The sequence below is a fragment of the Fervidobacterium sp. genome, from assembly GCA_026419195.1.
In the GTDB taxonomy this organism is placed as follows: domain Bacteria; phylum Thermotogota; class Thermotogae; order Thermotogales; family Fervidobacteriaceae; genus Fervidobacterium.
On the sequence record JANZZV010000003.1, the window covers coordinates 312,681 to 336,476 of the forward strand.

Annotated in this window: 23 protein-coding genes; 17 read left to right on the forward strand and 6 right to left on the reverse strand. The window is 35.9% G+C overall.

The features are described 5' to 3' along the window. Nucleotides 1-7 precede the first annotated feature (7 nt). From N2Z58_03385 to N2Z58_03435, 11 genes are read left to right on the forward strand one after another with little or no spacing between them, the layout of a single operon-like run. Nucleotides 8-994, forward strand: coding sequence for a DUF4899 domain-containing protein (locus N2Z58_03385; protein ID MCX7653707.1), 987 nt, complete (start codon nucleotides 8-10; stop codon nucleotides 992-994). A 52-nt stretch (nucleotides 995-1,046) separates the two neighbouring features. Continuing rightward, nucleotides 1,047-2,027, forward strand: coding sequence for a 2-C-methyl-D-erythritol 2,4-cyclodiphosphate synthase (locus N2Z58_03390; protein ID MCX7653708.1), 981 nt, complete (start codon nucleotides 1,047-1,049; stop codon nucleotides 2,025-2,027). A gap of 48 nt (nucleotides 2,028-2,075) precedes the next feature. Then, the gene (frr, locus tag N2Z58_03395) at nucleotides 2,076-2,630 is read left to right on the forward strand and encodes a ribosome recycling factor (protein ID MCX7653709.1); all 555 of its coding nucleotides are present in this window, start codon (nucleotides 2,076-2,078) and stop codon (nucleotides 2,628-2,630) included. Next, a complete protein-coding gene (locus N2Z58_03400) occupies nucleotides 2,627-3,337 on the forward strand; it encodes an isoprenyl transferase (GenBank protein ID MCX7653710.1) in 711 nt (236 codons plus the stop codon). Before frr ends, N2Z58_03400 begins: the two co-directional genes overlap by 4 nt. After that, nucleotides 3,334-4,176 carry a phosphatidate cytidylyltransferase gene (locus tag N2Z58_03405; GenBank protein MCX7653711.1) on the forward strand — a complete coding sequence of 281 codons (843 nt, stop codon included), beginning with the start codon at nucleotides 3,334-3,336 and terminating at the stop codon, nucleotides 4,174-4,176. The genes N2Z58_03400 and N2Z58_03405 overlap by 4 nt, the downstream gene beginning before the upstream one ends. 19 nt (nucleotides 4,177-4,195) lie before the next feature. Next, nucleotides 4,196-6,796, forward strand: coding sequence for an alanine--tRNA ligase (alaS, locus tag N2Z58_03410; protein ID MCX7653712.1), 2,601 nt, complete (start codon nucleotides 4,196-4,198; stop codon nucleotides 6,794-6,796). Between the two features lie 2 nt (nucleotides 6,797-6,798). Beyond that, complete coding sequence (locus tag N2Z58_03415; GenBank protein ID MCX7653713.1) at nucleotides 6,799-7,812, forward strand: rod shape-determining protein; 1,014 nt, start codon at nucleotides 6,799-6,801, stop codon at nucleotides 7,810-7,812. Beyond that, nucleotides 7,809-8,450 carry a hypothetical protein gene (locus N2Z58_03420; protein MCX7653714.1) on the forward strand — a complete coding sequence of 214 codons (642 nt, stop codon included), beginning with the start codon at nucleotides 7,809-7,811 and terminating at the stop codon, nucleotides 8,448-8,450. The genes N2Z58_03415 and N2Z58_03420 overlap by 4 nt, the downstream gene beginning before the upstream one ends. Nucleotides 8,451-8,452: 2 nt before the next feature. Further along, nucleotides 8,453-9,034 carry a diguanylate cyclase gene (locus N2Z58_03425; GenBank protein ID MCX7653715.1) on the forward strand — a complete coding sequence of 194 codons (582 nt, stop codon included), beginning with the start codon at nucleotides 8,453-8,455 and terminating at the stop codon, nucleotides 9,032-9,034. Between the two features lie 27 nt (nucleotides 9,035-9,061). After that, complete coding sequence (murA, locus tag N2Z58_03430; GenBank protein MCX7653716.1) at nucleotides 9,062-10,333, forward strand: UDP-N-acetylglucosamine 1-carboxyvinyltransferase; 1,272 nt, start codon at nucleotides 9,062-9,064, stop codon at nucleotides 10,331-10,333. Beyond that, nucleotides 10,330-12,144, forward strand: a complete 1,815-nt coding sequence (locus N2Z58_03435) for a polysaccharide biosynthesis protein (GenBank protein ID MCX7653717.1) — start codon at nucleotides 10,330-10,332, stop codon at nucleotides 12,142-12,144. The genes murA and N2Z58_03435 overlap by 4 nt, the downstream gene beginning before the upstream one ends. Here N2Z58_03435 and N2Z58_03440 read toward each other — a convergent pair. After that, nucleotides 12,138-13,007, reverse strand: coding sequence for an Hsp33 family molecular chaperone HslO (locus N2Z58_03440; protein MCX7653718.1), 870 nt, complete (start codon nucleotides 13,005-13,007; stop codon nucleotides 12,138-12,140). The two genes, N2Z58_03435 and N2Z58_03440, sit on opposite strands and share 7 nt — an antisense overlap. A 196-nt stretch (nucleotides 13,008-13,203) precedes the next feature. Here N2Z58_03440 and N2Z58_03445 point away from each other — a divergent pair, with 196 nt between their 5' ends. The 5 genes from N2Z58_03445 (at nucleotide 13,204) to N2Z58_03465 (ending at nucleotide 19,070) form a co-directional block, all read left to right on the forward strand. After that, nucleotides 13,204-13,812, forward strand: coding sequence for a hypothetical protein (locus N2Z58_03445; GenBank protein MCX7653719.1), 609 nt, complete (start codon nucleotides 13,204-13,206; stop codon nucleotides 13,810-13,812). Between the two features lie 214 nt (nucleotides 13,813-14,026). After that, nucleotides 14,027-14,746, forward strand: a complete 720-nt coding sequence (locus N2Z58_03450; protein ID MCX7653720.1) for a response regulator transcription factor — start codon at nucleotides 14,027-14,029, stop codon at nucleotides 14,744-14,746. A 7-nt stretch (nucleotides 14,747-14,753) separates the two neighbouring features. Continuing rightward, complete coding sequence (locus N2Z58_03455; GenBank protein ID MCX7653721.1) at nucleotides 14,754-16,040, forward strand: ATP-binding protein; 1,287 nt, start codon at nucleotides 14,754-14,756, stop codon at nucleotides 16,038-16,040. Continuing rightward, complete coding sequence (locus tag N2Z58_03460; GenBank protein ID MCX7653722.1) at nucleotides 16,037-17,341, forward strand: pyrimidine-nucleoside phosphorylase; 1,305 nt, start codon at nucleotides 16,037-16,039, stop codon at nucleotides 17,339-17,341. Before N2Z58_03455 ends, N2Z58_03460 begins: the two co-directional genes overlap by 4 nt. Nucleotides 17,342-17,495: 154 nt before the next feature. Further along, nucleotides 17,496-19,070, forward strand: a complete 1,575-nt coding sequence (locus N2Z58_03465) for a phosphodiester glycosidase family protein (GenBank protein ID MCX7653723.1) — start codon at nucleotides 17,496-17,498, stop codon at nucleotides 19,068-19,070. Here N2Z58_03465 and N2Z58_03470 read toward each other — a convergent pair. From N2Z58_03470 to wecB, 5 genes are read right to left on the reverse strand one after another with little or no spacing between them, the layout of a single operon-like run. Continuing rightward, a complete protein-coding gene (locus N2Z58_03470) occupies nucleotides 19,062-19,547 on the reverse strand; it encodes a reverse transcriptase-like protein (GenBank protein ID MCX7653724.1) in 486 nt (161 codons plus the stop codon). The genes N2Z58_03465 and N2Z58_03470 overlap by 9 nt on opposite strands. A gap of 5 nt (nucleotides 19,548-19,552) precedes the next feature. Next, nucleotides 19,553-20,518 (reverse strand): AI-2E family transporter, encoded by a 966-nt coding sequence (locus N2Z58_03475; protein ID MCX7653725.1) that lies wholly within the window; start codon nucleotides 20,516-20,518, stop codon nucleotides 19,553-19,555. Beyond that, on the reverse strand, nucleotides 20,511-20,915 hold the full coding sequence (locus N2Z58_03480) for a methylglyoxal synthase (GenBank protein ID MCX7653726.1): 405 nt from the start codon (nucleotides 20,913-20,915) through the stop codon (nucleotides 20,511-20,513). Before N2Z58_03480 ends, N2Z58_03475 begins: the two co-directional genes overlap by 8 nt. A 21-nt stretch (nucleotides 20,916-20,936) precedes the next feature. After that, nucleotides 20,937-21,914 (reverse strand): mannose-1-phosphate guanylyltransferase, encoded by a 978-nt coding sequence (locus tag N2Z58_03485; GenBank protein ID MCX7653727.1) that lies wholly within the window; start codon nucleotides 21,912-21,914, stop codon nucleotides 20,937-20,939. A 3-nt stretch (nucleotides 21,915-21,917) separates the two neighbouring features. Next, nucleotides 21,918-22,982, reverse strand: coding sequence for a UDP-N-acetylglucosamine 2-epimerase (non-hydrolyzing) (wecB, locus tag N2Z58_03490; GenBank protein MCX7653728.1), 1,065 nt, complete (start codon nucleotides 22,980-22,982; stop codon nucleotides 21,918-21,920). 97 nt (nucleotides 22,983-23,079) lie between these two features. On the opposite strand from wecB, the gene N2Z58_03495 reads away from it, so the two are divergent. Further along, a partial coding sequence (locus N2Z58_03495; protein ID MCX7653729.1) for an acetyltransferase occupies nucleotides 23,080-23,796 on the forward strand: 717 nt, incomplete at its 3' end.

Genomic DNA, 23,796 nt, shown 5'->3' on the forward strand with positions numbered 1-23,796 from the left:
AGTCGTTCTGGATCTTTATTTTATAAAAGTTAGGGCACGGAGTAAGGGTACAGCAGAGGATATAGTAGGATACTTCTTTGGGAAAACCAACAGTGCTCCCGATTATGATTTTATTGTTGTGCCTATTCGATACGCGAACATGCTTGACGAAATAACGCTTGATGAAAAATTAAATGATTTTAAAGAAAAGATCGAGAAAGTAAGAAAACAAATAAAAGAATTACCTGGAACATACGACATATCTCTCGCTTTTATATCTTATCTTAACAACATAATGAATCGGAGAGGAAAAATTCCCCTTGGTATTGAATTTTCCACAGCTATAAAAGAAAATGACGAAGAAGTTTTAAGAGTTATTATATCAGATCTTTTAGAAGAATGGAGTCCAAAAATGGATGTTAACATAAAATTCGAAGGCATGTTACTTGAGGAATACTCCGCACTCACATTTTTAGAAATACAAGAAGATTTTACAGACGAAAACGTTGTTAAAGTGTACTCTCGACCAGACGTAGTCGATTTAATAGAAGTGTTCCCAGTAATAGATCCGATAAATGGCTCAACAGTCATGCAATTTGATATCGGTGACAAAATGCCAGTAGTTATATTAAATCCTGGAAAGTATGAAAAACAATTAAGAGAAAAACTACCGAAGTTTGATCTACAAAAAATTTCTATTGAGGGGACTATAGTAAGCAAAGAACTCATAAAAGTCAGAGGAGGAAGCTTATATTTAGTCAAATTGGAACTGTTTGAAGGAATACTTGCAAAATCACTTGTAAGCCCTGCTTTGAAAATTTTAAGTGATGAATCTTATTTTTTAAAAAAACAAAAGCAAGTTTTCGAAGGTAAAGAGTATATAAAAGAAGAAATACCAAGACAAATAAGGGTAGAGGTACCACCTACAACAGGTTCTGAATTGCTTATCTCATTCATGACCACACTGCTTATAACCGGTGCTTTATTAATAATAATTTATTTATTTACAAAATAATCTATCCATTCTATCCATTAGTTCGATGAATGCAAAATTTTGAGGTGGTAATTTGGAAATAACAAAAATCAATCAATCAAATATTGAAGAAATTTCAAAGCTAATATACGAAGATAAAAAAGAATTTTTCGACGAATTGTTCGGAAGTAAAGCAATAAAATATATATTGGATGCTCTTTCAAAAGACATCCCACCATTTGTAAAACAAAATTCGTTAGTACTCAGGGGTGCGGATAAGATTAAGGGGGTTTTGTTATACTCTGACAAAGCAGGATTTAGGCATGGGTATCAAAAATGGTTTGGGATACTTGGATTTAAAATATTCCCAGTAGGTTCAAAGATGATATACATAATTGAAAGGATACTGATGGATTTTTCAATCAATGACTTGTACATAGTTTCTCTTACTGGTGAAATGAAAGAATATCTGCTGTACAAATTCATCAAAGAAAACAGATATAAAAGGATCATTGTTGATACCTTCGATTACGAATTCTTCCAAAAATTTGGTTTTCAAGAAGAAAAACCTGTCCATCAGAAGATGAAAAGACTTTCGAAACTCTCTGATTATAAAACATTTACTGGTATAGGTTGGGACACTCACCCACTTGTGGAAAACAGGCAACTTGTGTTGGGCGGGGTAGAAATTGAATCAAATCTTGGTCTATTTGGCCATTCTGATGCAGATGTTTTATGTCACGCAATCATAGATAGTATCGTTGGTATAACACATAAAAAAGATATTGGAACAATATTTCCGGAAAATGAATTAAATAAAGGTAGAAGAAGCCTTGATATGTTGTGTGAAATAGTAAAGTATATTAGCTCTACAGGATTCTTTGCTTCTTCCGTAGATTGTGTTATAATCTCTCCGGTAAGACTTAAAAACTACAGAGAAGAAATCATCAAAAGTTTAGAAGAGGTATTAAACTGCCCAGTCTCCGTGAAATTCAAAAGTGGGAACGATGTATACCCAGAATCCCAAATGAAAGGTATTACAGCCATATGTGTCAGTAATATTGATAAGATATAATTAAATGTTTAGTGATTCAAAACACTCGAATCGGAGGTGGAAAACTTTATGGTTAATTCGTACATAAAAACAACTGAGGATAAGATGAAAAAGTCAGTTGAGAAGATTTCAGAAGAGCTAAAACACTTAAGAACAGGTAGGGCTTCTCCTGCTGTTTTAGAGGAAATAAAAGTAGATTATTACGGCGTTCCTACTCCCGTCCTTCAAGTAGCCCAAGTAACCACCGAAGAAAGGCAATTAATCATTAAACCTTGGGAAAGGAACCTACTAAGTGCGATTGAAAAGGCTATACTTGCAAGTGATCTTGGATTAACACCTGTTAACGATGGTAGTGTAATACGCTTGACATTTCCGACACCTACTACTGAACAACGCCAAAAATGGGTTAAGAAGGCAAAAGAGATAGTGGAAGAAGGTAAAATAGCGGTAAGAAATATAAGAAGGGATATTATCAAAGAAATTAAGGATAAAAAGAAAGATGGAGAGATATCTGAAGACGACGAAAAAAGGCTCGAAAAGGAAATACAAAATATCACAGATAAGTATGTAGCCGAACTTGATAAGCTGTTTGAAAAAAAGGAAAAGGAGATAATGGAATTTTGAGCTTAAGTGGACAGATTCAACATATTGCTTTTATAATGGATGGAAACGGCCGGTGGGCAAAAAGGCAAGGTAAACCAAGAACATATGGACATTACGTAGGTGCTTATAAGATAGAAGATGTGGTTAGATGGTGCGCAAATCGTGGTGTTAAATACACCACGTTTTACGCTTTTTCCACCGAGAATTGGAAAAGGCCAAAAGAAGAAGTAAACTTTATATTGAATTTGCTTGTGGAAAAAATAGACGAGTTTTATGAGAGAATGCATAAAGAAAATGTGAGACTGAGATTCATCGGGCGTTTAGATGAGCTAGCAGATACTGTAAAGAAAAAGTGTGAGTACTATCAGGAAAAAACAAAAAACAACAGTAAAATCCAGGCAATAATGGCGTTCAATTATGGTGGAAGGTACGAAATAATAGACGCTGTAAAAAAAATCATCGATGATACAAGAAATGATAAATTAAATATAGATTCTTTAGATGACAGCACATTTAGAAACTACCTGTACGCACCGGATATACCCGACCCAGATCTTGTTATTCGTACTTCAGGAGAAATGCGGGTGAGTAACTTTCTTATTTGGCAAATAGCATACAGCGAACTTTATTTCTCAAATTTGTTGTGGCCGGAATTTTCAGAAGAAGAACTTCAAAAAGCTATAGACGAATATACCAAGAGGGATAGGCGTTTCGGGGGGATAAAATGACAGCAGAAAGTTCGAGCAATCTGAGAAAAGAAACCATTCAGAGGACTATCAGTGCGTTTATCGTTGCACCATTTGTAGTTCTGTGCTTTTTATCATATACCAGCTTGGTTGGTCTTGTTGCAGCTATAGTTATGATCTGCTCAGCGGAGTTATTTTTCACAACGATAAAGAAATACAACATATGGTTATCTTTTACTTATACAGCTGTGGTTACAACTTATCCAATATTGTATGGAATAACTTTTAGAAAGTATCCTATGGAGTTACTTGCAATTATTTATATTACGGGTATTGTAATTGCCTTAAATCGCGTGAAAAATCGAGATATTATAACAGAAGTTTATTTTGCTTATTCAACGGCACTTATTTACATAGCGTTTTTATTGTCTTTTTTTATACCTATTTACGATGAATTTGGTCCGGCATTGGCATTACTTACACTAACAATTTCGTGGGCATATGATAGCTTTGCTTACGCTTTTGGAATGTTGTTTGGAAAACATAAGTTTGGCAGTTACTATAGCCCGAACAAAAGCTGGGAAGGCTTCGTAGGAGGTATATTTGGTACGTTCATTTACATTGTTTTTTACCAGTTAGTAGCTAATACCGTTTTTAAATCCAACATGCAATTGGATTTAATTTTGAAAATAACATTCGCTATAGTTACTGGTTTACTCGATACTTTCGGAGATATATTCGAATCATCTATAAAAAGACATTATAACGTTAAGCATATGGGTAATCTCATGCCAGGACATGGCGGTATGCTTGACAGAATCGACGGATTACTTTTTATAACCCCTGTTATTTATATCCTTTTGAGTATAACGTACAAGTGATCTGCGGAGGTGTAAATGGATGAAATTTATGACAAGTGAAGAGATCAGGGAAGCTTATCTTAGCTTCTTCGAAACAAAAGGACACAAAAGACTACCAAGCGCGTCTCTTATCCCTGACGATCCTCAACTGATGTTCACGGTCGCGGGAATGGTACCTTTCAAACCAATATTCTGGGGTAAAGTAGAGCCAGTGTACACAAGGGTTACAACATGTCAAAAATGCGTGAGAACAAATGATATAGAAAATGTTGGAAGAACACCCAGACATCACACTTTCTTTGAAATGCTTGGAAATTTTTCATTTGGTGATTATTTCAAAAAAGAAGCTATACAATGGGCTTGGGAATTTGTAACAGAAGTATTGCAAATGCCGGAAGAAAAACTTTGGGTTTCTGTTTACGAAAACGATGATGAAGCCTACGAAATCTGGAAAAACATCGGTGTTCCTGAAAGAAAGATCGTACGTATGGGAAAAGAAGATAATTTCTGGGGTCCAGCAGGTCCAACTGGTCCTTGTGGTCCTTGCTCAGAGATATTTTACGACACAGGAATTCAAGTACCTGTACCAGAAGGACAAGATCCTACACCAGCTAATACAGATGGTAGGTACATCGAAATTTGGAATCTTGTTTTCACAGAATTTTACCAAGACGAAGAGGGAAAACTCCATCCACTCCCCAAAAAGAACATAGATACCGGTGCTGGTCTTGAGAGAATATCTGCCATGATGCAGGGAGTCTACTGGAATTTTGATACAGATCTTTTTAAACCTATTATCCAAAGAATCGAAAGTGTGCTGAATGTATCATACAAATCAGATCAAACAAAAGATATCTCGATAAGAGTTATAGCAGACCATGTAAGAGCGGTAACATTTATGATAGCAGATGGTGTTTTACCCTCAAATGAAGGTAGAGGATACGTACTTAGAAGAATTTTAAGAAGAGCATTAAGACATGGAGTGTTACTTGGTGCGAGAGAACCATTTTTGTATAAAATCGTTGATAGTGTCGTAAATAAAATGAAGACAATCTATCCTGAAATCGCTGAAAAGCAAGGTTTTGCGGAAAATGTAATAAAAAGCGAGGAATTTAAATTTATAAACAACCTCTCAAAAGGTTTAGAGATAGTTCAAAAAATTGTACAAAGTGCAGGTAAAATTTCTGCTGAAGATGCATTTAAACTCTACGACACATATGGATTTCCAATTGATATTCTAAAAGATATAGCAAAAGAAAATAGCTATGAACTCGACGAAGAGGGATTTTACAAACATCTTGAATCTCAACGTGAAAGATCAAGAAAAGCTCAAGGTGAGATCGAATTTGCACAAAAGACTGGATATGAAAATCTTGACGTTGAAGTGATTTTCGTTGGTTACGAATCGCTTGAAACAGATGCGACAATTCTTAAGATACGTTCAAGTAACAGTTTTGTTGACAGTGTAGAAGGGAGTAACTTAGAAGTGGAGCTGGTACTTGATACAACTCCATTCTATGCAGAGAAAGGTGGTCAGGTTGCCGACACTGGTATTATATACGCAGAAAACGCGCAATTTAACGTCGAATACGTTTATTCACCTGTTGAAGGCATAATTGTCCACAAAGGAAGGCTCACCGGAAAATTGTTAGTTGGTCAAAAAGTACATGCCAAAGTTGATGAAAACAAGCGGAAATCGACTATGAGGAACCATACTGCAACACACCTTTTACATGCAGCCTTAAGAAGAGTGCTTGGTTCACACGTCAGGCAAGCGGGTTCTTTGGTTGAACCAACAAGATTAAGGTTTGATTTTACTCACTACAAGGCACTAACGAAAGAAGAAATAGATAGTATTGAAAATATAGTTAACGAAGTTATATTAAAAGCCATACCAACTGAGACGGAAATTAAAAGTTATGATGAAGCAGTTAAAGAAGGTGCAATTGCACTTTTTGAAGAAAAATATGGTGATTTCGTTCGCGTTGTAAAGGTTTCTGATTTCAGTGAAGAACTCTGTGGAGGAACACATGTCAAAAATACAGGAGAAATAGGCTTATTTAAAATAGTTTCCGAGACTGCAGTAAGTGCGGGTGTGAGAAGAATAGAAGCCCTAACAGGAACGAATGCTTTGGTTTATTTAAGAGAAAACGAGGAGATTATCGAATTACTAAAAGAAGAACTTGAATCTTCAAAATCAGAACTCTTACTGAAAGTAAAAAAATTGAAAGAAGAAAAGAAAAACTTAGAGAAAGAACTAGCCGAAGTTAAAAGAAAACTAATAAATCCGGAACAAATTGCAAGTTTATCTAAAACCTATGATAAAGTTCGTTACGTCTCGGCCGTCTTTGAAAAACTTGAACCAGATATTCTAAAAGAACTTACAGATGATGTTTCAGAAAGAGTTAAAGGAATCGTATTACTTATTTCAAAAATGGATGATAAAATTATCTTGACCGTCAAGGTCCCAAAAGAACTTTCAGTTGATTACCATGCTGGCAACATAGCTAAGGTTGTTTCGAAAGTACTCGGTGGTGGTGGTGGCGGGAGCACAACGTTTGCGCAGGCCGGAGGTAGGTACTTTGATAAGTTGGAAGAAGCTTTGACAGTTTTTGAAAAAATGATTAGAAAGGAAGTGTAGTAATGTTTGGTAGGTCTGATCTCGGAATAGACTTAGGTACTGCCAATACATTAGTTTACGTAAGAGGAAAAGGGATAGTTTTGAATGAACCATCGGTAATCTCTATAAACACCGAAACAAATGAGATAATCAAAGTAGGTGTAGAAGCAAAAAAAATGATAGGTAAAACACCTTCTTTCATACAAGCCATACGACCTTTGAAAGATGGTGTTATCGCTGACTATGATGTTGCACTCGCTATGCTTACATACTTTATTGGCAAAGCACAGGAGAAATTTTCCTTATTCAGACCAAGAGTAGTAATAGGCGTTCCTTATGGAGTTACCGAAGTTGAAAGTAGAGCTTTACTCACAGCTGGTAAAGAAGCAGGTGCAAAAAAGGTTTTTCTTATAGAAGAACCGATGGCAACTGCAATCGGAGCCGGATTACCCGTTGAGGAACCGCAAGGAAGTATGGTAATTGATATAGGTGGTGGAACAACTGAAGCAGCTGTGATTTCGCTCGGTTCAATCGTAACAGCAAATTCTTCACGTATTGCAGGTGACGAATTTGATGAAGCCATAATCCAATATGTAAGGGAAATCTACAGAGTAACAATAGGTGTTCGAACAGCTGAGCGCGTAAAGATAGAAATTGGAAACGTTTATCCATTGAAAGAATTTGACGAACTTCAAACTGAAGTGGTTGGTATAGAACTTTCAAGTGGATTACCAAAGAAATTGATACTTACTGGTGGAGAAATAAGAGAAGCCATAAAATCAACAGCAATGCAAATAGTTGAAACAGCAAAAGCAACACTTGAAAAAACTCCTCCTGAGCTTGTTGCCGATATAACGGAAAAAGGGATAGTAGTTGCCGGTGGAGGCTCCTTACTCAGAGGCATATGTGAATTACTTGAAAAGGAAACAGGTATAAAGGTTACCAGGGCTGATGATCCAATGAGTTGTGTTGCTAAAGGTGCCGGAATGGTTCTTGACAAAATGGACATACTTGCGAGGCTGAAGAGTGTAGAATGAAAACTAACATCTTAGCTTTGGTTTTTCTATTTCTAATTTTTGTTATGTTCTTAGATATATTTACAAACAACCTAATTTCAACGAATTTGCATACTGTATTGTATAAGTTGTCCACTCCTTTATACAACGTAAGAACAAACCTGGAACAAGTTTTTGAGAAAGAACACAATACTATTAACGTAACATTATTTGGTGATACTCGTCCAACAGCACTTAGGGTTCTAAGCGTAGATTCAAAAGGTATCTACGTAAGAAATGTAGAAAAAAAGGGGATAGTGATTAGTGCAACAGATGGTTCGTTGATAGGTTTTGTAAAAAAGACCGGTAGCGTGGGATATGTATCTAAATGGTGGGAGGAGGAGTTCCCAGTTACAATAGAGTCAAGTGAGGGAACTGATGTAAACTTCAAGGTCAAAGTTGTAGGTTACTATAGCAATTATCGGATTGAAATTCCTGATCCAAGTCCTGTCAACGATGGTAAAGTATATATGTCGGAATATCTACCGTACGGGAAGTTGTTAAAATCATTTGGACTTTCTATTGGAGAATATCAAAACGGTGTATTTAAAATGTCAATTCCGAAAATCCCAGAATATGTTCTTATTTTGGAAAAATATGAACCGAACGGGGGGAATTAATCATGGAGTATGAAAGACTTTCTCACGAAGAATTATTACAAAAAGTTAGAGAACTCGAAGATGAAATTTTCAGATTAAGAATGAGAGAATCAGAACTTGAGATGTTACTTAACGAATATTCTTCTATAATGAAAAAGCAGTTTGAAGTTTTTGATGACTTCATAAAAGATGTTGGAACAAGAAGAATGATAGATCCTCTTACCAGGGTGTACTCGAAAGAACATATGATGAAATTACTATCTTACTACCATCAAAAGGCGTTCGAAGAAAATTTTGGATATGCATTAATTACGGTTACAATTGATGGTTTTGAGAAGATGGAACAAATCGAAAAAGAACAAGCACTTTTAAGCACAGGTAAGCTCTTAAAAGAACTCGTCAGAGTTCCTCTTGATAGTGTTGGAAGAACTTCAGAAAATCAATTCATGATACTTCTCACAGAGGTGAATAAAGAGAATAGCCAAAAGGTTAAAGAAAGAATAGAAAATGCATTAGCACTTCACAATATTCCAGCATCAGTAAAAATTTCCAATTATCCTGATGACTCAACAAACATAGAAGAACTTGTAAAGAAAGTAGAGTAATCAAAAGAGTAAAGGAGTATAACGCGTATGGGATCAATAATTGTCGAAAGAAGTGTTTTGGATGGTGAGGTTGAAATCTCGGGAGCGAAGAATTCAGCTTTACCTCTTCTTGCTGCTACGTTGCTAACCGATGAAGAAGTGGTACTACATAAGGTTCCTGTTTTATCTGATGTAGAAACAATGATAGACATATTAAGAACAGCTGGCAAGAATGTCTTTTTTAACAAAGAAAGTGGTACAGTAAAAATTTCAGGTAAGATTCTTTCAACGCATGTACCGTATGATCTTGTTAGAAAGATGAGAGCCTCTTTTAACGTTCTCGGACCGATAGCTGCATTGATGGGCGAATCAAGCACACCGTTACCAGGAGGTTGTGCTATAGGGGTTAGACCCGTTGATTTCCACCTTGAAGGTCTGAAAAGATTAGGTTTTGAGATCACTTACGATCATGGCGAAATTCTTGCAAAACGTGGAAAAAAGGACGAAGAAACATCTGTATATCTACCATTTCCCAGCGTTGGTGCCACAGAACACATAATGAGTACAGCAGCTATACTTCCTGGTATAACAATTATAGAAAATGCTGCAATGGAACCAGAAATAGTTGACTTACAAAACCTACTCAACAAAATGGGAGCAAAAATTTCGGGCGCTGGTACAAGTAAAATAATTGTTGAAGGTGTAAGGCAATTACACGGTTGTGAGCATACAATAATACCTGACAGAATAGAAGCAGGAACGTATGCTATTGGTATACTTTCAACAGGAGGAAATGGATTGATAAAAAATATCGTTCCAGAGCATCTTGATGCGCTTTGGTTTACCCTAGAAAGAACGGGCGCAATTGTGAAAAAAGGAAAAAATGAAGTAGAGTTGAAGACTTGGCATAGATGGAAAGGTTGTGATATAAACGTATTACCTTATCCAGGTTTTCCGACAGATTTGCAACCACAGATAATAGTTTACCTATCCTTAGCGCAAGGAACAAGTACAGTAACGGAAAATGTATTCAAAACCAGATTCGCACACGTTGGTGAGCTTGTCAGAATGGGGGCAGATATGAAAATAATTGAAAATACAGTTTTCATAAACGGTGTCGAAAAATTGCAAGGCACAACAGTTATGGGAACAGATTTGAGAGCAACAGCAGCGCTGGTTATCGCTGGGCTATCAGCTGAGGGTAAGACAGAAGTAACACATGTGGAGCATATCTTTAGAGGTTACGAAAATGTTGTTGAGAAATTCAGAAAACTTGGAGCTAAGGTAGATTACATACCCGGAGGTGCACCAGAAATTTGAAAGAAAACACCAAATTTCCTATAGTACTAAATAAAAGAAACTTTTGGCTTTTCTTAATCGATAATTTACTACTTATCCTTGCCGGTTTAAATGCACTGTTTGTGAGATTTGGTTTTGACTTCAAAGAAATGTCGAAATTTTCAAAAGGAGTTTACATACTCATCGCAGTTACAATAATGTCAAATATACTGAATGGTACTTACAAAATAATATGGCGTTATGCTACCCCCAAGGAGTTTATCGTACTTCTGAGGGGGCTATTTTTTGGTTACGCTTTTACTTTGATGATAATTTATTTTTCGCACGTTGCTTCTTTACCACGTTCAGTTGGAATGCTTACTTTTCTTGGAAGTTACTTCCTACTTGTAAGTGCAAGGTTATTTTACCAATTTTTTATAAACTGGAGAAGAAAAAGCGGAAAACGTATAGGGATTATAGGAGCAGGTGATGTTGGTGTATTATTACTCAACGAAATAAAGCGCACAAATTATGGTTATGTGGTTGCATTCTTTGATGACGATCCGACAAAAATAGGTAGATATATAGCCGGAGTAAAGATTTTTGGTTCGATTGATAGTATAAATACCTACCTACCAACACTTGAAATAGAAGAATTGATTGTTGCAATTCCATCTGCTTCAAAAGAGCTTATGAACAAAATAGTGTCAAATGTAGACACAAGTAGGATAAGTATTAAAACATTTCACTCCATATCGCAGCTTTTAAACAAAGAACCAACGATCAGTGATTTGAGAGAAATATCCATCCAGGATATAATAGGTCGAGAGCCTGTTGACGTGGATATCTCATCTATCAGTCAGTACATATCAGGGAAAACTGTACTTATCACTGGCGCTGGTGGAAGCATAGGTTCTGAAATAGCAAGGCAAGTTTCAAAATTTTCACCAAAAAAACTTATAATTCTTGGAAGAGGAGAAAACAGCATTTACGAAATATTTAACGAGTTAAAATCAGACTATTCTCAGCTTGACATCCAGCCAGTGGTTGCCGATGTATCCGATGAAAAACATATTGAAAAAATTTTTGAACAGCTGAAACCAGAAATTGTGTTTCATGCAGCAGCTCATAAGCACGTATTTTTTATGCAATCAAATCTTTACGAGGCACTAAGAGTTAATGTACTTGGAACGATAAACCTTGCGAAGATATCGTGCAAACACCAAGTTGAGAGATTCGTTTTTATTTCCACTGATAAGGCAGTTAACCCCTCTTCTTACATGGGCATGAGTAAGCGCATAGCAGAGATCTACCTACTCTCGATTCCCGATAGTTGTCAAACGTACTTTTCCATTGTGAGGTTTGGAAACGTTATAGGTAGTAGAGGCAGTGTGCTATGGAAATTCAAAAAACAAATAGAACAAGGGATGCCTGTTACTATCACAGACCCGAGGATGAAAAGGTATTGGATGAGTATATCTGAAGCTGTTTCGCTCGTTATACAAGCCGGTGCATTTTCAAAAGGTAAAGAATTATTTGTACTTGATATGGGTGAACAGATTCCTGTTGAACAAGTAGCAAAATCACTTGCAAAAATTATGGGAAAACAGAATATAGAAATTAAATATACCGGTGCATTGCCTGGTGAAAAACTTGAAGAAGAACTATTTTACAGCTTTGAAAAACCAGAGAAAACATCACATCCAAAGATAAGTCGAATAAGTTACAACATTACGAAATTATCCATAGAGGAAATAGAAGATTACGTAAAAAAAATAATGGAAACGTATCTTCTGGGAAACGAAAAGCAAGCAAGCGAATTAATAAAAAAACTAATTCATATCTATCATTGATTTTTTCTTTTGTCTTCAAGAATTTTTTGAAGTTCGTCTTTTTCAAAAACATATTGATTACCACACCATTTGCAAGTTATTTCCGCTTTAGCTTCTGCAATTAGTTCGTAAATATCACTTATATCAAGAACTTTCAACGATTCAAACGCTTTTTGCCTGCTACAGTTACACCCAAAAACTACATTCATTTCTTCAAATAGTATAGCATCAGTATTTAGAACAAACCTTACAATATCTTCTAACGAATTATTTTTCATCATTGAGCTTACTGAGAAATCTTTCAGTCTTTCCTCAATTTTTTCAACAATACTATATGAAAGGTTTTTATCAAGAATTTGTACAGCTATACCACCAGCACTCACCACTCCATTCCCATCCATCAAAACACCTAATGCAAAGGCGGATGGTAATTGTTCTGATTTAGTATAATAATATGCTATATCCTCGGCAATTTCCCCGGAAATAATTGGCACTTTTGAAACATAAGGATATTTTAATCCAATATCTCTTACAACCGTCAGCTCACCTTTACCTATTGCATTCTTTACATCGAATTTACCAAGCGAGTTTGGTTCAAGCTCGAAATTGGTATTACTTATATAACCTCTAACTGTACCTTTGGCATTCGCCTGACTAGCAACATTACCAGCTGGACCTGTTGAGGAGATAAGGAAAGTTATCACCTCTCTCTCAGAAAGCCAAGGTATAACTAAACTACTGGCTGTAACAAGCCTACCAAGTACAACCGTTGGAAGGTATCCCAGTTTATGCCTGTTTCTTAAATCATCAACAATATCTCTTGAATCAATTGCCGATAATCTTAACATACCCTCGTAAGCTGTACCAAAAATTAGCCTTCCCACGTAAACCACCCTTTTCTTTTTATTTTTCAAGCTAAGTTCTCTTATTCTAAAATATTATAGCAAAAATCGCAATTTTTGAAAAATAACAAAAAGGTGGTATAATATTCCATGAATTTGGGAACATATATACCAAAATGTAAGAAAGCCTATAAATGTTTTAACTTTAATAGTTTTAATTCCAAAAGGGGAGGATTGCATGCCTACTTTAGAAGTTTCAAAAATGGAAGAATTAATATCCAGGGTACCAGGGGTAAAGGCTGTTAAAATCGTAGGTGATGGCTCAAATTTGCATGAAATTCATATAATTACATCTAGCGATAAAAGCCCAAAACAACTTGTTAGGGATATAGAAACTGTTGTTCTCGCAAGCACCGGTATAAGACTTGACAGAAAAATCATTTCAATAGCACAAATTGAAAGTGATATCAAAGTTCAAAAAGTACTACCGTATCAACTCTCTAATTTGAGGATAGAAAACATAGATGAAAGAAATCTCAGAGTAACCGTTACAATAGAACACGGCGAAGAAGAATTCTATGGAGAATTTTCCGGACCGAAAACTACAAGAAATCTACCAAAACTTGTTGGCAACGCAGTTCTTAACGCTCTATCTGAGGTTCACGATTTTGCATTATCTTTCGACGACGTTGCGGAGGTTTATTTTGTTGGCAAAAAATATGTACTTGTTCATATCACCAAACAGTATAACGGCATTGAAGAAAGCATCATAGGAACTGCCATTAATGATGGAAACTTTGAAAGAGCTGTGGCAGAAGCTGTGCTCGACGCCTTCAGAAGAATTTAGCTTTTCAAAATATTTTCGTTCGGCTAAAAAAACAAAAAGGGCAAAAATTGTAGTTTAAGAAGAGATTTTTGCCCTTTTTGTTTTTTAAAAACAAAAATTTAACAATGTTACACGTAACTTTTGATAAACCAGACAAAAAAACTCTTTGACAAAAGGTAACTTTCGGTGATATAATTGTAAAAGAAGACAATCTTAATTTAAGGAGGTTTTATAAATGGCTAAAAAGACGATTATGATCATCGACGATCAACCTGAGATTTTGGAATTGGTTAGTTTTACATTACAAAAAGAAGGTTACGATATTGTACCTGTTGAAGATGCAGAAAAAGCACTTCAGGAGCTTAAAGAAAAAGATATCGACATGTTTATAGTTGACATTATGCTTCCGAATATGGATGGGTTTGAATTTGTAAGAACGATAAGAGCTACCGATAAACACAAACTCACACCTGTTATCTTTTTAAGTGCTAAGGGAGAAGAATTTGATAAAGTCTTGGGGCTCGAACTTGGAGCGGATGATTACATAGTCAAGCCATTTAGCGTTAGAGAATTGCTTGCGAGAATAAGGGCAGTTTTCAGAAGGATGCAACTTGGAACGGTTGTAAAAGAAGAAAAACCAAAGAAAATAGTTGCAAAAGACCTTGAAATCGATATAGATAAGTACGAAGTGAGGGTGAAAGGTAGGAAAGTAAGTCTAACACCCCTTGAATTTGATCTTTTAAGATTTTTAGCAGAGAACGAAGGCAAGGTTTTTTCAAGGGATGTATTACTTGATAGACTCTGGGGTTATGATTACTTTGGTGACACACGCACTGTGGATGTTCATATAAGAAGGCTGAGAACAAAAATCGAGGAAGATCCTTCCAACCCAAGATACGTGGTAACAGTCAGAGGTAAAGGATACAAGTTCAGAGACCCAGGAAAGGAAGAATAATCAAAAAATGATAATATTTTCAATTCTATCTTCTATAGCCGCAATTATATTTTTCATATTGTTTGTAATATACAAAAGGTCAGTTAACATCTTTAGCAAATATCTTAATAAAATAGCTATAACAATAGGGGAGGAGATAGGTTCGCCTCCCTTATATATCTATGAGAAAATAAGAAAAAGATTACAAGAACTCGAAGACAGAATTTCTGAAAGTGAAAGAGAAAGAAAAAACATATTTACAATCCTAAATAACATTACCGACCCGATTATCATCGTCAGGGGAGATGGTGTCGTTACCTTTGCAAACATAGCAGGCAGGGATGTAACAAGACCAGGCGTAGAAGGTAGGAAGGTTTATGATGTGGTTGAGAACTATCATTTACTTGAAATGTTTGAGAAAGCACTTGAAAGTGGAGAAATTCAAAGTGGTGATGTAACTATATCTACCGGTGGAGAAACAAGATATTACGATGCAAAGATAGTACCTATAAAATTTGATCAGGAAAGTGAAAGATATATTATCGTTTTGCACGATACGACAAAAGAGAAACAACTTGACAGGTTGAGAAGAGAATTTATATCAAATGTCTCCCACGAGTTGAGAACACCACTTACGTCTATACATGGATATGCTGAAGCCCTTTTAGATGATGATCTATCAAACAAGGAACTTGTCAGAAGATTTCTCGGCATAATCGAGAGTGAATCAGCGCGAATGACAAGATTGATAAACGACCTACTTGATTTAGAAAAACTAGAATCCGGAGATGCAAAGTTTAACTTTACAGAGGTTGATTTGTGTAACGTTATACAAAGAGTTATGACCATCCTTGAGCCATTAGCTGGAGATTACGGAGTAGAGCTGAACACAGAATGTGGATGCCAATTAGTTGTTTACGGTGATTTTGACAGATTAGTGCAATTATCCCTTAACTTAGTTGACAACGCTGTTAAATATACATCGATTAAAGATTCTGGTGAGAAGAAAGTATTCGTGAAATGCTACGAAAAAGAGGATAAGGTTGTACTTGAAGTACGTGACACCGGTCCTGGCATCCCAGAAGATGCACAACGAAGACTTTTTGAAAGATTTTACAGAGTAGACAAAGCAAGAAGTAGAAAAGTTGGTGGTACGGGTCTTGGACTCTCAATAGTGAAAATGATCGCAGAAAAACACAAAGCAATTATAAATTTTGAAAGTAAAGTAGGTGAAGGAACGATATTTAGGGTTTATTTTGACAAGTATCCCATCGAAAAAGCTATTACTCAACGCTCTAAGGGGGAAATGAAATGAGAGCTTACGACGTGATACTAAAAAAAAGAAATGGTGAAAAGCTCACACGAGAAGAGATAGAATTCATAGTAAATGGTTACGTAAAAGGTGAGATACCTGACTACCAGATGGCAGCATTCTTGATGGCCGTTTATTTCAGACATATGGATGATGAAGAACGTGCTGTTCTCACAGAAGTTATGGCAAATTCTGGTGATAAAGTTGATTTGTCATCTATTCCAGGAATAAAGATCGACAAACATTCCACAGGTGGAGTGGGGGATAAAACAACGTTAGTTGTGGGGCCTATCGTTGCCTCACTTGGGGTACCTGTCGCAAAAATGTCTGGAAGAGCGCTTGGACACACTGGAGGTACTATTGATAAACTTGAATCAATTCCTGGCTTCAGAACTTCACTTAGCGAAGACGAGTTTTTTGAAAACGTGAAAAAAATAAACATAGCTATAATAGGTCAAACAGCTAACCTTGTACCAGCAGATAAAAAGATATACGCACTCAGAGATGCAACAGCAACCGTAGATGAGGTATCACTAATTGCTGCAAGCATAATGAGCAAAAAACTTGCTGGTGGAGCTGATGGATACGTACTTGATGTAAAAGTAGGTAGCGGTGCTTTTATGAAAACCATACAACAAGCCACACAACTTGCACAAGCGATGGTAGGAATAGCTAAATCTCATGGAAAAAAGGCTGTCGCTGTTCTAACAAACATGGATGTACCACTTGGAAAGATGATAGGAAATTCCCTTGAGGTACTGGAAGCAATAGAAACACTTAAAGGAAAAGGCCCTGAGGATTTCACAGAACTTTGTATCAACTTATCAGCATGGATGTGTTATTTGGCAGAGAAGGGTTCGTTCGATGAATGCTTAAAGATGTCGGAAAACGCGCTAAAAAGCGGAGCAGCCTTAGAAAAATTTAGACAGCTTGTTCAATATCAAAATGGCAACTCAGAGGTTGTTGACAGGCCATTAGAAATTTTGCCAATATCAACCACCTTAGTGGAATTTAAGGCAAATAAAGAAGGATACATAAGTGCAATCGACACTGAAAAAATAGGTATTGCTTGTAATCATCTTGGCAGTGGAAGAAAGACAAAAGAAGATACGATCGATCATAGTGTGGGAATCGAAATATGTAAAAAGCTAGGTGATTATGTACGTCACGGAGATACTTTAGCAAAGCTTTACATCAGCCAAAAAAGTGAACTTGATCAAGCAATACGCTTACTCGAAGAAAGTTACAGGATATCCAATCAAAAACCCATGTTAAAACCTTTAATACTCGGTGTAATACAATAAGAGCAGAATGTAAAAATCGAAGCGGGCTTTGTAGACTATTTGTCAGCCCGCTTTTTTATTTTAATTTTACTTTAAATTCGATTCAAATCTGGAAAAATATCTTATGGTATGATATAATAATTAGGAAAAAAGTCGAAATTGGGGTGGCGGAGCGGTGGAAAAAACAAAGTTGTACTTTATCATATGTCTCATAATAACACTAATAACTGCAACAGTCACAGTTGCGCAGATTTTTTTAATAAATAACAAAGTCTTCACACCAAAAAACGGCTATTTTTCAGAAGAACAATTAAGAGACATGGGTTTCAACATAGTGAAAAACGGAAAAATTTATTTGATATACAACAGAAAGCTCATCGTCGGTTCAGATGGAGATGTTCTAATAGATTTTGAGCAGTACATACCCAACGCCTATTTGTTCACAAACGGTAACCTATTAGTTAAACAAGAAATTATTGTAAGTTTCCTTAAATTATCTAAGATCGGTGAAATTTTTTTTGATAAGCCAATCTCCATTTCCTCTGTAAAATATGACGAGGACGAATTAATTATCTCAACAACATCTGAATTATCAGAGGAACTATTCGATGTGAACTACTCAAACGGAACGCTAATCGTAAAAATAACACCGGCAGATATGCCGAAAAATATTTCAAATGGGATAAATGTGTCTAAGTCAAACGGTACGGTCCTTTTAAGTCTTTCAAAGCAGCTTGAAGATTATGACGTATTGTTATACGATAAGAATATTATCGTAAGGCTCACACCATTAACTAAGAAAATAGAATATTCAAAAAAAGTGGAAAACTTTGCAGGTAGATCGTTTATCGTAAACTATCTGATAGCCGATCCAAAGTATGTTAATATTGTGCCTTTAATACCAAAAAAGGGTATCGGTAGTACTTCAATGTTGAACAACATACTCTCTGAAAACGGTTTTCAACACGGAGTCAATGCGAATTACTTTGATCCAGCAACAGGTTTACCAATAGATATAGTTATAGCTAATGGTAGAGTTCTATCACATCGATATGGACTAAGACCCATGTTCATTCAAACAACTGATAACAAAGTTTTCATAGGGAAAAACTATGTTGATATAACAATAAGAATTGGGGAAATACTCTTGCTTGTGAAAGGTGTTAATACCAAAGCACTTGGAGAGGTAAACCTATACACTTATGAGTTTGCTCTTTCAATTCCAAAAGACATTTCCAAGACATATTTTGTTGTGAAAAACAACAAAATATATTCTGAAGGCTATGTGCAATACGTCCCTTCGAATTCTATGGTTATTATGATGAGTAACGAGATAAGAAAAAAATTCTTCCGCACAAACGTCATAGGTCTTACTGTATCACTTGAACTGTACACAGACAACGGATTTAAAATTAAAAATGCTGTTGGAGCAGGACCTTTACTTATTCAAGAAGGAAAAATAATATCTGATGCAAACGAAGAGAAACTTAGATACGGCGGAGGTATTCCAACAACACGAACAGACAGGACGATAATCGCTGTTAAAGAAGGAAAGGTGCATCTAATAACTATAGAAGGCTTTAACGCTGCTGGTATGAATTTCGACGAGGCTGCTCAGTTTTTGTTGTCTAAGGGATACGAATCTGCGATGATGCTCGATGGTGGTGGTTCAACATCAATGGTATACTCAAATAGATATGTAACAAACGGTTCTCCAAGAAATATACCGGTCGCTCTCGGGTTAAAGTAAATTTTCTAATTTCAATTTTTCCAAAAACTCCTCAATAAAAAAGCCTTTCGTGATTTTCTTATCTATAGCCTGTTTTGCAAGTCTATCAACATAATTATTAAGTGAATTGTTATGATGCGCTTTTATTTTCAAGAAGTTTATACTCATTCCTTTTTTAATATACTCTTCTACAAAAGTTACGTAAAATTTTGTAAGCTTTGTATTAGCACTCCATTCTCCAGAAATCCACTTATAAAGTCCCTCGTAATCATGAAAAATGTCCAAGCGTAAAAAACCTTGCTTAAAAGAAGAATATATACCGTACATGACCGATAGTATCTCTCCTGAAACATTTCTATGAATCGCAAGTTTAGAAGTGAGAGCAAACTGGAATTCTTCTATCACTTTTGAATCTGAAGATTTTATTATACCTGCACATGAAGTTAAACCATTCTTAAAACTACCATCTGTATACACTATCACATTTTTATCAACCATACTAATTACTCCTTAACATCACCTTTCAAATAATATTTCCAATAGGTTCTTAAAAAAATCAAAATAGGGAGTGCAATTAACACTCCAGCAAAACCTATCAAGCTCGTAAAAATAAATATCGAAATTAAGATAACGAACCAATGCAACTTAAGATTATTTCCCTGTATTTTTGGACCATAAAACCATGATTCAAGTTGATTGACAATAATCAAAATAATTGTTAAAAGTACAACTTTTCTTAAACCACCAGTTGAGATAGCCAATAGGTACATAGGCACAGCCGATACAACTTGCCCCACAAATGGGAAAAAACCTCCAAGAAACATCAAAACACCAAGTGCAATAGCAGAATGGATGTTTAGGAAAAACAAACCAATGGTAACAAGTACAGCACTGATTAACGAAACAAGCACTTGTCCTCTGATATACGTTCTTACACCTTTGAAAAACTCATACGAAAATCTTTCACCATAACTTGGTTGATCAATAAAGAAAAATTGGAGATTATCCTTAAAATGTTCCTTTATACTCTCTATACCGACTAACGTAACCACCAAAAGCATAACCATCGAAATTAAAGAAGGAAGAACACTCAAGATTTTATTTAAAATGCTAAGCATTATCGATGTTACATTCGATTTTAATTCGTTTAACAAACTAACAAGCCAACTTGGAAAGTGACTACCAGTTCTAAGGTTTTTTGTATTTTCAAAGATATTTTGGATTTGTTCTACAGTCGTTGGAACAAAAGAGATTATCGAATAAGAAAAAAGAAAAATTACGAAAACGTACACTATTATAGCAATCCATTTTTTTCCTGTTCTCTTCACCACAAGGTCGTAGGGGACACTCAGTACAATGGAAAAATAAAAACCAAGAACAAGCGCCCCAACAACAAACGGCACTTTCCATGAAAGAAAAAGGAACAACAAAAAATAAATTAGAACTATCCAGCCATCTTTATTAACCATCTTCAACGCCTTCCGATTCCTGTATTATCTTCTTTTCTATTTCAAGAACAAGAGCCTCGGCGGTTGCAAGGTTAGTAGCTAGAGGAACATTGTGCACATCACAAACTCTGAGAAGTGCACTAACATCTGGTTCATGCGGCTGAGCAGTTAGCGGATCGCGTAAAAATATAACAAAATCTATCTCACCATTAACTATCATTGAGCCTATCTGCAAGTCACCTCCGTAAGGTCCAGACTCAAATTTATTTACTTTCAGTCCTATCTTTTCTTCAATAATTGTACCCGTGGATTTAGTAGCATAAAGCTGACATCTTTCGAAAACTTTTTTCCATTCTTTTACAAACATGGCAAGATCGAGCTTTTTCTTATCGTGGGCTATCAAAGCTACTTTCTGCATAGATTCACCACCTTAATATAATTACACACTAAGCTTTTTAATACCTTCTCTTATCTTTTCTAAGTCCTTTTTATCAGCCACGAGTATACCATTTTCTGTTTCAACAACAACAATATCACTTACACCAATAACAATAGTGGGCTTAGTAGACTTGACAAACACATTTTCACCATCAATCACCACTGACCTATCACTATTTTTGACGCCTATTTCCTCCAAACTTTTCCAGTTACCCACATCCGACCAGGAAAATTGAGCTTTAACAACAAAAATCTTATCAGCCTTTTCCATCAAAGCATAATCTATACTTATCGATGGAACTTTTTCATATATCTCAAATATACTGTCAGAGTTTAAAAAAGGAGTTATAACATTAGGTGCGTGTTTCATCATTTGATCGATAAAATACTCTTTCTTCCACATAAACATACCACTGTTCCAAAAGAAATTTCCCGATTCAAGATAATCAACTGCGACTTCGTAACGTGGTTTTTCGTGAAATCTCTTTACTCTTGCTACATTTTCAGAAATATCAGCATCAACTTCTATATATCCATATCCCGTTTCCGGCCTCGTTGGAACAATACCAAAAGTTATTATACCATCTTGCTTTTCTAGAAGCTCCATACCTACTTTAACCGAATTCCAAAACGCTTCTTTATCTGGTATATAGTGATCAGCTGGAACAACCAAAACAATCTCCCCATAGCTTGCTTTCAACGTAGCAAAAGTGCACGCTGCAGCGGTATTTTTTTTAAGAGGTTCAAGCAAGACGTTTTCCTTTGGAAGTTCGGAAAGTTCATTGTACGTTTGTTTTGCATAAACCTCGTTTGTTACAACAAAAATATCCTCTAAACTAACAAAATAATTTATTCTATCAAATGTCTCACGAATTAAACTTTTATCACTAAATAATTTCAAAAACTGTTTCGGCGTTTGATTTGTTGACAATGGCCAAAACCTTTCGCCGCTACCACCAGCTAAGATAACCACCTTCATTACTTATCCCTCCTTGAAATTTAGAAGAACATCAACTATTTTTCTTGCTGCATCACCAGTACCATACATACCAGCAGGGTACTTCTTTTGACTACTCTCGAAAACCTTTTCATACATATTAGTCTCATCGCACAATACATTCCAACCGGTTTCAACCAACTCTTTCCATCCTGTGTCTGGCATTACTACTACCGCCTGTTTCCCAGCAAAATACGCTTCTTTTTGTAACCCTCCACTATCTGTAACTATCTTCCATGAATTCTTAACTAAACCCATCAAATTTAGATAATCCACAGGCGGTATCAGAACAACGGAATCCAACAAAAACCATAATCCAAACTCATCTATCCTCCTTTTTGTCCTTGGATGAACCGGAAAGACTACTGTTTTCGCCTTGCTTATCATTGAAATCTGACTTAGAATACTTAATAACCTTTCCCTGCTATCCACGTTAAAATCTCTGTGCAAGGTTACAAGAACATACTCTCCTTCAGACAAATTAAGTTCACTGAAAACATCGAACCTGAAATTTTTCTCCATAATCAAGAATAAATCGTACATAACATCACCAACAAAATACACACCTTTTTTTGTACCTTCTCTTGCAAGATTTTCGACTGCCCGTTGTGTTGGACACAGCAAAATTTTTGAAACATGGTCTGTCACAACTCTATTAATCTCCTCGGGCATATCTTTCGGTTCTTGTCTGATTCCAGCCTCAACATGGGCTACTGGAATCTTTAGCTTTGCACCAACAAGTGCACCTGCTAAAGTAGTGTTGGTATCACCATACACAATGATAAAATCAGGTTTTTCTCTTATTACTACCTTCTCAAACTCAATCATTATTTTTCCAGTCATTTCGCCATGATTACCTGACCCAACATTGAGAAAGTAATCAGGTTTTCTAATCCCCAGAACTTCGAAAAACACATCAGACATATTAGCATCGTAATGTTGTCCAGAATGGACTAATATCTCATTCACATGTAACCTTTCAAACTCTCTGTGCAAAACTGCTTCTTTTATAAACTGAGGTCTTGCACCTACTAAAGATACAACCTTCAAGTAAAACACCCCTTTTAAGAAATTCCAAGCAAGATAATTATATCATAAAAATTGTGGTATAATTTGAATTAAGTCTCCAACAAAGGAGGTAGTTTAGATGATATCAAGCACAGCAAAAATTGGTAAAAACGTAGTTATTGGGGAAAACGTCGTAATCGAAGACAACGTTACAATTCAAGATAATGTTACCATCGGACACAATGTTGTAATTAGAAGAGATACGTTTATTCAGGAAGGTTGCATAATAGGTGACAACACAGTCTTAGGAAAAAAACCGTTTAAAGCATCTGCCTCAGCCGTGACAGAAGAAAAAGAATTACCCCCGTTGCAAATTGGAAAATACGTAACAATTGGTGCAAACTGTGTCATATACCGCGGCGCAACGTTGAAAGATTACGTATTCGTTGGTGATCTGGCAAGTATAAGAGAAGATGTTGAAATTGGAGAATATACAATCATCGGCAGAGGAGTCGCTGTGGAAAACAAAACAAAAATAGGAAGGTACGTCAAAATAGAAACTAACGCGTATATAACCGCCATATCGATAATTGAAGATTACTGTTTTATTGCACCGAACGTTACACTCACAAACGATAATTTCCTAGGAAGGACAGAAGAGAGAAAAAAATACTTCAAAGGAGCGACAATTAGAAAGGGGGCAAGAATAGGCGCAAACGCCACAATCTTGCCTGGCAAAGAAATAGGTGAGGATGCCCTTATAGCCGCAGGTGCTGTCCTCACAAAAGATGCTAAACCAAGAAAAATATACGTTGGTACACCTGCAAAAGAATTACGTGATGTTCCAAATGAACAA